At 57.7% G+C, this 10124-nt stretch carries 8 protein-coding genes and 8 pseudogenes; 7 read left to right on the top strand and 9 right to left on the bottom strand.

The features are described from left to right. On the top strand, positions 1-228 hold a 228-nt coding region (locus BSG17_RS19830; RefSeq protein WP_244531626.1), incomplete at its 5' end, for a hypothetical protein. 147 nt (positions 229-375) lie between these two features. Here the strand turns inward: BSG17_RS19830 and BSG17_RS28715 are convergent. Further along, positions 376-456, bottom strand: a pseudogene (locus BSG17_RS28715) (DUF7342 family protein); the annotation flags it as partial. A gap of 46 nt (positions 457-502) precedes the next feature. Here BSG17_RS28715 and BSG17_RS26305 point away from each other — a divergent pair. Beyond that, positions 503-670 (top strand): annotated as a pseudogene (locus BSG17_RS26305) (ISH3 family transposase); the annotation flags it as partial. A gap of 108 nt (positions 671-778) precedes the next feature. Next, positions 779-1393: pseudogene (locus BSG17_RS19825) on the top strand (ISH3 family transposase); the annotation flags it as partial. Between the two features lie 186 nt (positions 1394-1579). Here the strand turns inward: BSG17_RS19825 and BSG17_RS19815 are convergent. Further along, positions 1580-1825 (bottom strand): annotated as a pseudogene (locus BSG17_RS19815) (RimK/LysX family protein); the annotation flags it as partial. Positions 1826-2002: 177 nt separating this feature from the next. Between BSG17_RS19815 and BSG17_RS19810 the strand changes: the two are divergent. Further along, positions 2003-3091, top strand: coding sequence for an SPFH domain-containing protein (locus BSG17_RS19810; protein WP_089827152.1), 1089 nt, complete (start codon positions 2003-2005; stop codon positions 3089-3091). A gap of 355 nt (positions 3092-3446) precedes the next feature. Here the strand turns inward: BSG17_RS19810 and BSG17_RS19800 are convergent. Both BSG17_RS19800 and BSG17_RS28710 read right to left on the bottom strand, forming a co-directional pair. Next, positions 3447-3823, bottom strand: a pseudogene (locus tag BSG17_RS19800) (DUF7539 family protein). A 502-nt stretch (positions 3824-4325) separates the two neighbouring features. Next, positions 4326-4520, bottom strand: a complete 195-nt coding sequence (locus BSG17_RS28710; protein ID WP_089827150.1) for a hypothetical protein — start codon at positions 4518-4520, stop codon at positions 4326-4328. A gap of 387 nt (positions 4521-4907) precedes the next feature. On the opposite strand from BSG17_RS28710, the gene BSG17_RS19790 reads away from it, so the two are divergent. Further along, a complete protein-coding gene (locus tag BSG17_RS19790) occupies positions 4908-5711 on the top strand; it encodes a TrmB family transcriptional regulator (protein ID WP_089827149.1) in 804 nt (267 codons plus the stop codon). A 43-nt stretch (positions 5712-5754) separates the two neighbouring features. Here the strand turns inward: BSG17_RS19790 and BSG17_RS19785 are convergent, their stop codons facing one another. Then, positions 5755-6042 (bottom strand): DdfA family disk-determining factor, encoded by a 288-nt coding sequence (locus BSG17_RS19785; RefSeq protein WP_089827148.1) that lies wholly within the window; start codon positions 6040-6042, stop codon positions 5755-5757. A gap of 83 nt (positions 6043-6125) precedes the next feature. On the opposite strand from BSG17_RS19785, the pseudogene BSG17_RS19780 reads away from it, so the two are divergent. Then, positions 6126-6604: pseudogene (locus BSG17_RS19780) on the top strand (hypothetical protein); the annotation flags it as partial. Between the two features lie 239 nt (positions 6605-6843). Here BSG17_RS19780 and BSG17_RS19775 read toward each other — a convergent pair. The 4 genes and pseudogenes from BSG17_RS19775 to BSG17_RS19760 form a co-directional block, all read right to left on the bottom strand. Further along, positions 6844-7308 (bottom strand): PIN domain-containing protein, encoded by a 465-nt coding sequence (locus BSG17_RS19775; RefSeq protein ID WP_089827147.1) that lies wholly within the window; start codon positions 7306-7308, stop codon positions 6844-6846. Then, a complete protein-coding gene (locus BSG17_RS19770; protein WP_089827146.1) occupies positions 7305-7556 on the bottom strand; it encodes a ribbon-helix-helix protein, CopG family in 252 nt (83 codons plus the stop codon). The genes BSG17_RS19775 and BSG17_RS19770 overlap by 4 nt, the downstream gene beginning before the upstream one ends. A gap of 193 nt (positions 7557-7749) precedes the next feature. Continuing rightward, positions 7750-8785 (bottom strand): annotated as a pseudogene (locus BSG17_RS19765) (phage NrS-1 polymerase family protein); the annotation flags it as partial. Then, a pseudogene (locus BSG17_RS19760) lies at positions 8761-9507 on the bottom strand (DUF955 domain-containing protein); the annotation flags it as partial. The pseudogenes BSG17_RS19760 and BSG17_RS19765, both read right to left, overlap by 25 nt. 199 nt (positions 9508-9706) lie before the next feature. Here BSG17_RS19760 and BSG17_RS19755 point away from each other — a divergent pair. Next, the gene (locus tag BSG17_RS19755; protein ID WP_089827145.1) at positions 9707-10114 is read left to right on the top strand and encodes a TRAM domain-containing protein; all 408 of its coding nucleotides are present in this window, start codon (positions 9707-9709) and stop codon (positions 10112-10114) included. The last annotated feature ends 10 nt before the right edge of the window (positions 10115-10124 follow it).

The following is a 10124-nucleotide window of genomic DNA, read 5'->3' as shown; positions in this document are numbered from 1 at the left end:
ACACGAATAATGCGGCATTCGTCAACCCCGTTGACGCCGTCACAGCAAACTGCGCTGGAACTGATCACGCAGGGGAGCGATGAGGACGGGACGATTACGCACGACGCAGCTGTCGATCTCCTCACTGATGGTGGCTTCGAGCGGCCAGAGGCGGAGGACCTTCTCGAGCAGTTGTTGCTGAAGGGGTACGTCTATGAATCGACGAACGGGCTCCGACTCACTCCGTGACGCGTCCCGACAAGGGCCATAAAAATCGAGACATTGAGCGCTTGCCATCCTGTTAACCAACAGTACCGGAATTGTGCAATTTCCGTTGGTTAACTCCACTGTTTCCTAAGCTCTCGGGCGAGCATGAGACGTTCACGAGTCTGGAGGATAGACGCGCTGCTCGACGTCGTCACCACGAAACGCGTCATCGAACGGTGGTGGACCGTCTGGAGACTCGCTATTGTACACTCCTGATCTTGTGTATCTAATGACATCTTCGTTCGTCCTCACAGCGAACTCGCAAGCGAAACGTGGAACAACTGCATTCCACGCCTCCGCCACACTCTACGCACGCGTGAAGAACAAACGCTACACCCTGGCGGTGTGCCGTCTCCAGACGGCGACACCGCCAGCAGTGTCCTCGCAGAGTTTCTTGGCCTCCTCGACGGCCTTGACACTTAGTTCGCAAGCTAAGTCCTGGGAGTAGGCCAATTGTAAGCGCCCGTTCCGACCCTTTTGGAGTACGAATCGATGGATTCGTAGTTGCAATACTTCTCTTACTCACTATGAGGTCAAGGCCGTCTACCTTGATCGCGGATTCTACGACAGCAAGTGTCTCACGCTGTTACAGGTGCACAACTACGCCTACGTTGTCCCGATCATTCAGTGGGGTGAAACGATTCAGCAAGAACTCTCGAAAGGGTGGAGCCGCGTCATCGAGCACGATCTGATAGGGAAACTCGACGGTCACAGCTGGACCGTCGAGTTTCCGGTCTACATCGATTGCACGTACCTGAATGGACGGTACGACGACCACGGCGTGGCGCGTCACGGCTACGCCGCTGACGCGCCGTTCATCGAGACACCGCGAGACGCTCGATACCACTACGCGACACGCTTCGGTATCGAGTCGAGCTATCGGTTGTCGGAGCAAGCGATAGCGACGACAACAACACGAGATGCGGCGGTGAGATTGCTGTACGTTGTGGTGAGCTTACTCTTGCAGAACGTGTGGCGGTATCTCCACTACGAGTTCGTGGCGACGCCCCGCCGAGGCGGGCGTCGCCTCTGGTGGTGGCCGTTCAAGGAGTTCATCAACATGGTCCAACGGGCAGTGTGGACGGCCCTCGCGACGCGTCGGGCCGTCCCCGCAAACCGGCCACCAGACGACCGGTTTGTCCGGTAATCACCACCCAGACAGCCTCCAGCGGGAGTGGCGACGCTGTCGCGTCGGCGGCAGCCGCCGCCGACAGCGACGGCTCTCCGTCGGTTCGCCCAAGATTCTCTCGTCGAGACCGCCAGTGCAACCGCTCCGCCACAGAACTCAGGCTTCAGAAACAGCTAGCCGAGGATGCTTTGTGAGGTACTGAGCATAGCTCTGGAGTAATCCCAGTTGTTCCTCAGGGAGGTCAGTGTTCGTCAGGAGGAGTCGGTTGACGAGCACATCGACAGCGGGTTCCGGATTGACATGGTTGGAGTGGATTCGGATGGTGCTGTTCTCTTCGCGCAGCCAGACTGGCTCGTGTCCGAGATCCTCGACTGCATTGAGGATCGCTTTCGTCTCTTTGCTATTGTGCAGGCTCAACACCCCGACGCTGATCGAATCCGTCGCCGACATATCGTATCATATGCTATCACACCTCAAGTGTTCTCCGTCCATACAGGGTTGTGAGTGGATTGTCGAAGTTCGCTTTGCCAGCCCTGCCCTGGCCGGGTTTGTAACTCACATAATGAAAAATCGGATGCATCTGAAAATATCGTCCTTTGATACAGCCACGGAGTGAATGTGGAACACATGTACGACTCGGCCCCACTGCAGATTGCCACTCCTGTATTCACGATCGTTGGCCTGCTCGTACTGGTGCTGGCAGTGGTAACGGTCTGGCAGATGGTGCGGATCGTCGATGCCTACGATAAACAGGCGCTCACCGTGTTCGGCGAGTACCGCGGCTTGCTCGAACCGGGAATCAACTTCATCCCCCCGTTCGTCTCGCGCACGTACACGTTTGACATGCGTACCCAGACAATGGACGTGCCCCGACAGGAGGCGATCACGCGGGACAACTCGCCTGTGACAGCGGATGCCGTCGTCTACCTCCGCGTGATGGATGCGAAGAAGGCCTTCCTCGAGGTCGAAGACTACAAGACGGCAGTCTCGAACCTCGCCCAGACCACGCTCCGGGCGGTAATCGGCGACATGGAACTGGACGACACGCTGAACAAGCGCCAGGAGATCAACGCTCGCATCCGCAAGGAACTAGACGAACCCACCGACGAATGGGGGATTCGCGTCGAGTCAGTCGAGGTTCGGGAGGTCAACCCCAGCCAGGAGGTGCAGCAAGCGATGGAACAGCAAACCGGCGCGGAGCGGAGACGCCGGGCCACGATCCTCGAAGCACAGGGCGAACGCCGGAGTGCCGTCGAGAAAGCCGAAGGAGACAAGCAGTCGAACATCATTCGAGCGCAGGGCGAAAAACAGAGCCAGATCCTCGAGGCACAGGGCGACGCGATCTCGACGGTGCTGCGCGCGAAATCCGCTGAGTCGATGGGCGAACGCGCCATCATCGATAAAGGGATGGACACGCTCGAGGCGATCGGGCAGGGCGAGTCGACGACGTTCGTCCTCCCGCAGGAACTCACCTCGCTGGTGGGTCGCTACGGCAAGCACCTCACGGGCAGTGACGTGGCGGCCAACGGACACCAGCTAGACAGCCTGCAATTCGACGCCGAGACGCGCGAACTCATCGGGCTCGACGATATCAGGGAGATCCTCGGCGAAATCGACCAGGCCGCTGAGTTGGACATCGAGGAGCTAGAGCAACAGGCCAAGGCGGTCAAGGACGGGGCACCCGAGGGTGCCGCCCACGCCGGTGACGGAGCATGACTTCTGAACAGAACCTCCCGACAGGTTTGGTGCTGGAAACCGAGCGGACGACACACGACGAAGTCATGGGTCGAGACTACACTACGGTTCGCTATCGCCAGGAACACACCAGAAGTGCAGTGTACATTAATGAAGTCATCGACGGAGAGAACGTCTGGAAATACAGCGTGCATCACTCGGGCGGGACGGCGACCTTGGAACCGCCGTCGACCTGGAGACAGCGAAGGAGATGGCGTTCGCATTCATGAACGAGTCCGTCGCAAGCGTGTAATCTCCGCCGCGCTGTCGACGGCAGGGCACTCTAGCTGGATCCAGATAGATGTGCGCGATCACCCGAAGTGGATCTGATCGGGGCTTACCGCTGGGCCTGACGGACGAACTCGTCGAGTTTCGTTTCGATGAGTGTCGCGACGCGCTCGCTGTATTGCCAGAGTGCAGCGTTGAGTCGCTCTTCGGTCTCGTCGTCGAGTTCGTCGGCCCCTCGGAGGACAGAATCTTTGGTGATCTGCGGATGATACACGCAGACCACACCGAGTGAGGTATCCGAACTCGAGGTCCCCGCCGTGTGAATGCCGTACCGATCGGTTCCCCAGACACCATCGCCGCCCTCCCGCTCCAGTTCGGAGTCGAGCGCATCGAGCAGTTGCACCTCTTCGGGGGAGAGGAGGGGGTCGTCACCCTCGAACAGTTCAGTGTACGCTTCCATCCGGGACTTCTCGTCCACTGGTCCAATTGAGAACGCGCCGGCTTTGTTGAAAACCTCTCGCTGTCTTGCGATTTTCTGAGAAGCTAGTTTCTAACTGCAGTCAGTAAAACCGAGGGGAAGAGCGCCCCTCCCGAATGTCAACGCTGAAGGGATTCAACAGAGCCGTTGATCTGTAATTATGCACTGGCTCATCGGATTCGAGTCGAGTGCGAATTGCCCACTTACTGTACCGGGGTTTCCACTCGACGGGGTTTGAATCCAATATCCAGCGTTTGCTGACTCGATGGAAACGCTGCTATCTCAGAAGAGCGTGAAGTAAGCATGGGACGCAAGAGATCGACCCGTATTCCGCGCCACAGAGCACGCCGTGCTGACTGGTCCGTGCGCGAAAGAAGCCGTGCAGGCGACGGCGGACGCCTTCGACGCACTCGTCGAACTCGGCACTGCGAAAACGTCGTACGCCCTCGTCGAGGAGGACGGCGCAATCGTCGGGATGCTCTGCAGGCCGAGTACGCGAGCGCACTCGAATTACGGCGGGGTATCGGTACGGTTGGCGAGCGCGAGCAGTCTATGCCGAGGACTGGGGCCGGTGACGTATCTGCCTCCGGACGTTAGTGTAGATATGAGTTCGACGAACGTCCGTGCGGCGTAGGCACTCAACCCGAACCGTTCGAGTTGCTCGACCGCTGCAGACTGTTGGTCCTCGATTGGATCGATACTCATTGTGTTTCTTCTGTCCAGTCACACGAAATCGGCCACGTAAGGTGGCCGAACCGACACGCAGCGTAATGTGGTTGGGACACAGAACTGGCCTACGTGCCGGTTAAATGCTTATCCCCCATTCCGTATATCTCTTTTGTGATTAAACGGGTTACAATGTCGCTATCGGATTTCTTGGACACTCATATAGTGAATCCAGTGAGTCTATTGTTGTCTCTATAATTGTTACACCGATAGCAGCGAGTCCATGAGAAGGGACTGGAAATCACTTTCAGACCAGCGATTAGCAATACCGAGACGACAGGCCGTCATATCGGGAGTGACAATACCTATCCGTCACGGGAGAGAATAAGTAGTGAACGCCTGGGACTCCCCAGGAGGTTGGGACACATGGATACAGAGGCAAACGTGGAGGAAGCAATCGAGGTCCTCCAACAACTCGGTTTGAAAGAATACGAGGCCCGATGCTTCGTCGGATTGACTCGTCTCAATACGGGTACCGCCAAGAAACTCAGCGATCTAACTGAGGTTCCCCGGACTCGGGTCTATGATGCGATACGAGTCCTCGAGGCCCAGGGGCTGGTCGAAATTCAGCATTCGAGTCCACAGCAGTTTCGTGCAGTCTCGCTGGAGGAGGCAACCGAAACGCTCCGCGACCAGTACGAGGAGCGTGTCGAGCGCCTTCACGATGCCCTCGCGACGGTCGAAATCGTGGATGAGGACGATGAGTCGTCCGTCCAAGAAGTGTGGTCAATGGCCGGGCAGGACGCGATCGAGAACCGGACGGAGCAACTCATCGGGACGGCGACGGACGAGATCGTGCTCGTTATCGGTGATGAATCGCTGTTGACAGAGGATCTCATCGAGACCCTCAACGAGGTTGAGGACGACATCGAGTTGATCATCGGGACGTTGACGCCGTCACTGCAAGAGGAGGTTCACGCGGCTGTGCCGGCCGCCATGACGTTCGTTTCGGGCCTGGAATGGTTGCACGGCGAGAACGCCACCGAAGATGACACGGCAATCGGTCGGCTTCTGTTGGTTGACCGTGGGTCGATCTTGGTGAGTTCGATTATGCCCGAGACAAAGGAGGAACAAGCGATTTTCGGCGAAGGGTTCGGGAACGGGCTCGTTGTGATTGCTCGCCGGCTCATGGCTCAGGGTCTCATACCCGTTCGTGACCCAGCTTCCTGAGCCCCTGTGAGATGGTTCGGACCACCGGCACGTAGTGTATCCGCTATCCCCGTCGTGAGTACTCGTCTGGGGAGGAACGATTTTCGAGCAGTTGGAACGTGAGATACTCCCCGTTGTCGATGGTGAACCGACAGTTGCTATAGACGAACGAGAGCCGTCCACCGGTTCGTGCCGTGCCGTCACATCGGGGGTTGAACAGGGCATCTAACGCATCGGTATCGATGACGTTCGCGAGCGGTGGGAGGGAGAGTGGGTCTCGTCCTTCAACGGCACTCACCGCTCGGATCACGGCCATGCTCACCGGTTCGTCCATCCCGATATCGTACTCCATACGATCGCGTAGTACGAGAGAAGTGAAACAGCTGCCGTATTTCACTCGGATCATCAAAACAGTTCTCGGCTTCGAACAGAGTAGTCATCAATCTCTACACGCTGTGTTCGGATGTCCAGCGCAACGCTGGTGACCTCCGTCAGTCGGTCCGGGAACTCCTGCTTGACCGACTCCATCACGACCAGCCCGTCCACGGTCAGTACGGATCCGTCCAACGAACAACGCGACGTAATCGTAGCCTCAAGGACGACAAGGACGTGCTGCGTGTTCTCGAAGACGCAGGGTCCCTCGCGAACAGGTTTTGGATGTCGATCGCGGGAAAGTCGATGAGGCACTCGACGTGACCGACCGTTCGGAGTCGGCAGTGTACGATATCGAAGAACGGGCGTACGTCCGGAAAGCCGACGTCGACGACGAACACAAGCAAACGCGACTCCAAGGGCTGAAAGATCGACTCACTGCAAGTGACGATCCGGAAGCCGAGCAGTTACGCGAGGAAGTCGAGGCACTCGAACGCCGAATCGAAGAGTTGACCGAGTTCACACCGGGGACTGAAGTTTAGCCTGGTCAGTGTCTTGGTGTACCTGTTCGCTTCCGATACCTACGGTGTTCAGTCGGACAAACTGTCTTCACGCAAGGTTTCGCGATCCCACTGCAGTTCGTGGTTGAGTTCCGCGAGCTGTGCTTGCACTTCGGCTGCGTCACTCTCGGCTTCCATCGCTTGCTTCCACAAGGCCGCTATTCTCTCACTCATCGTGTCCCTTGTTTCCGTTGCCGGACTTGCTCTAATGGTTGCTCACGCTACGTTTCATCGAGCAGTGCAATACCTTGCTCAACGACAGCGTCAGTGATGAACAGACTCGTTTCGGTCTGAAGTGCCCGCATCAGCTCGGCCGCTTCTGCCTTCTCGAGTTCTCCACGGGCGTATACGAGTACGAGAACACCAATCGATCCATGTACTTCGACATCACGGTCGTTCGCAGCGTCTCGCGCTGCCAGGTCGTCCGTCAGGAGTACTGCAGCGCGTTCAGATGCGACCGCGAGTGCAGCTGTTTCACCAGGGTCCAAATCGACGTCAAGGTTAGTTGCGTCGCTCTCGACGAGTTCGTACTCAACGGATTCGAGCGCAGGTGGAACCGTGCCTGCCTCAACCTCTTGGTAGACGGTCTGTGGAATCAGTAATTCATCGATGGCCGAGAGCAACGCAAGTGCGTCTATCTCATCGAGGTGAATAACGGGGCCTGCATCAGCAACCGCGAGAATCACGCATTCAGTCCCCACCGAACGTCGTCTTCGACGGCCTGTAACTCCCGCTCTGCCCGCTTGACACGGTCACGGCCGACGAGACCAATCGCTGTTTCGCGGTCGATTTCGTCGTTCACGTATCGCGAGAGGACGAGGTCGACCCAGAGATCTTCGACGCCGCGTTCTAACGCCTGTTCGAGGATCTCTGACTCGGGGAGGCCCCGCGCTTCGGCGATTTCTTGCACCCGTTCGGTGAGATCCGTGGCCATAGCTAAAGGATTGCGCTGTGGTAACTTAAACGTCTGTGGGCGCTATCGTGGAGTTACTCAGAATCTGTTCCAAGCAATCGCTTCGTTCGTCCCCACAGCGACGACGTCTCTGACTCTGTCTCGTCATTGGTCGCCTCCGTGCGTCTATCGTCGTCGACGTCGACAACATCGGAGGTTCCGGTCTGCGCTGTATCGACATTGGTGAGCCGTGCTACTTCTGCCTCGAGTTCCTCGATACGCTCGTCTCGCTTGTCGAGCGATGCCTCAAGGCTATTCACACGCTCTCGCAACAACCGATTTTTCTCCACGAGGTATGCTCGACTACGCGTGTTGTCGACGTCGTCGCCATCGCTGGTGGGTGTGTCAGTCTCTGCCTCCGCCTTCGACCGTGGTTCGTAGAACTCCGACGTCCGTTCGACCGCACGCTCGATCGTTTTCTCTCCGTACGTCGACCCGTCGGCGTAGTGCACTTCGTCCCACTTCTCGCGGATCAGCCCCGACTGGCGGAACAGCTGGTCCATCTGAGCCGTGTCGCCGCCGCTCCAAAAGGCCAGCAGACAGCACAGCGCCATGTCCGCTTCCGAGTTACTGTCGTAGCCGCTCGTCGACCCGTTCCACAGCCGATCGAACTTCGCTCCGTTCGAGGCGTTGCTCGCTTTCTCGAGGAGGGTGTCGTCGTTCAGTGAGGTGTTGGATGAGGACTCCTCGTGTTCTGTTACACCCGTCAGGGTGTCCGTCGCTTGCGTCGACTCTTCAGCGATGTACTCTCGGTGGATTGCTTCCAGGGCGTCTTGTCTCTGCGACACCGCTGTTGGTGTCCCTGTCACTCGGTCGCCGGTGACGGTGAAGAATCGCGCTGTGTCGTAGCACTCGATCTTCCCTCGTCGGTTGCGTCTGTCGGGTAGTGCACCCTGAATCAAGACGTGATACCCGGTTCCCGACGGCGACACTTCCGTGTAGGACTCCAACCGAGTGATGATGTCCTGTGCATCGTCGTCGACGTCACCACTCTCGGGATCACGACAGTCGTCAAGGTCGACGCCGACGATGGGGTCCTCCTCGGTGAACACAAAGCCGACTCCATCGGCCCGGCCACGTTCGAGATACGCAACTGCAGTCTCGAAGTCTGCCCACGTTTCGGGGTCCGTTGACGACGCAAACGACCCCACCCCAGGCACTACCGGAATCTTCGTCGCCTTCCCGTCGCGTTGCTCCCGTCGCCAACACACTCGAAATGCAACAGCGCGTGCGCGTACTCGTGAACCAACGTCCGTGCAAGGTCGGCCTCGTTCGCCCGATCCTTGACCTCGACAAGTGGCTGGACGTCGATGAGGCTCAGTCGTTGGCAAATACCCCGTGCACTCCCGTGGGACCACTCCTCTTCAGGGACAATTCGGACCGTCACACCAAGTTCATCAGCGGCGTCAGTCAGCTGGGACACGAGATTGCCAGCGTTACCTGTCGCGGCCGTCTCGAGGTCGGGAAGTGGTTCGCCGTCGGTCTGCGAGATGTCGAATACCGGTGCGGGTCTGAACCCGACGAGTCCTCTCGACCACTCTTCAGGTGGTGTTGCGTCGTACTCACAGTCGGTGTTGGCGTGGTAGCTCGGTGAGTTCTCACACTCGGGACACCGCTTGGTGATAATGGGTGCCCAGATCCAGATGGCTTGTTCACCTTCCTCGACGTAGCGGTCAAACTCCTCTTGCCACGCTCGGTACCCAGCGACGCGACTGGCCTCGGGACACTGCTGTTTGATGAGCAGTGTGTTCCGGTAGGAGTAATCGTGGAACTGTCGTTGCACGTCAAGCCACTCCTGGAACTCTACACTCGTTTGTGCGTCGTCGACGGAGTCGACAAGGTCGTTGATCCACTGTTTGATGATACTGTGCATCTCGTCACGTCGGGTGTCGGAGTCGTCGAACGACACCGCTGTGTAGTCACTCGTCGCCATGAATTTCTCGCGAGCACTCCAGTTTGGAATGCCCCGCACCCTTCGGGGGCAGAAAAACTCGCCGGCGAGCAGCGGTTTCTCAGTCTTTGGTTAGGTTCCTATATTCTGAGCTCACAAAGCTGCCGCAGACGAGTCCTCTGTACTGCTAATCACCAGGTTAAGATGAGAGAGCAACAAGATTCACAGACGAGCGTTACATATGCAAATTCCAGATGACTTACTTTGCCTCTTCAGCGCCCGAGTAGATGAGCAGCGAGGCTCATACGTTCTCGAAGTGCCGAAAGAGGAAGTGACAACAGGCGATGTCCAAGTGGGTGATGTTCACCGCGTGGCTGTCTTTGCGACTGACACCACCGATGACACTCCGTCAACCCACGAAGCGGTGCAGAATCGGGAGAACTTCGCACCGGTCGAGAAAGGAGATCAGCGGACCGTTGATATCGAAGATATCGGAGAACAGGGCGATGGCATTGCCCGTACTGATCGTGGATACGTTCTCATCATCCCTGATACTGAACAAGGTGAACGCGTAACTGTTGAGGTCACTGATGTGAGCGAGTCAGTCGGCTTCGCAGATGTGATTGAGCGAAAACCCTACTACGAGTAGCTGAGACTAG

Source organism: Halogranum amylolyticum, from assembly GCF_900110465.1.
Lineage (GTDB): Archaea > Halobacteriota > Halobacteria > Halobacteriales > Haloferacaceae > Halogranum > Halogranum amylolyticum.
The sequence above is the reverse complement of the archived record's forward strand: the minus strand, read 5'-3'. Positions and strand labels throughout refer to the sequence as shown.

Coding starts and splice junctions, on each gene's coding strand:
- BSG17_RS19810 (WP_089827152.1), top strand. CDS start 2,003: ATGTACGACTCGGCCCCACTGCAGATTGCCACTCCTGTATTCACGATC.
- BSG17_RS28710 (WP_089827150.1), bottom strand. CDS start 4,520: ATGAGTATCGATCCAATCGAGGACCAACAGTCTGCAGCGGTCGAGCAA.
- BSG17_RS19790 (WP_089827149.1), top strand. CDS start 4,908: ATGGATACAGAGGCAAACGTGGAGGAAGCAATCGAGGTCCTCCAACAA.
- BSG17_RS19785 (WP_089827148.1), bottom strand. CDS start 6,042: ATGGAGTACGATATCGGGATGGACGAACCGGTGAGCATGGCCGTGATC.
- BSG17_RS19770 (WP_089827146.1), bottom strand. CDS start 7,556: ATGGCCACGGATCTCACCGAACGGGTGCAAGAAATCGCCGAAGCGCGG.
- BSG17_RS19755 (WP_089827145.1), top strand. CDS start 9,707: ATGCAAATTCCAGATGACTTACTTTGCCTCTTCAGCGCCCGAGTAGAT.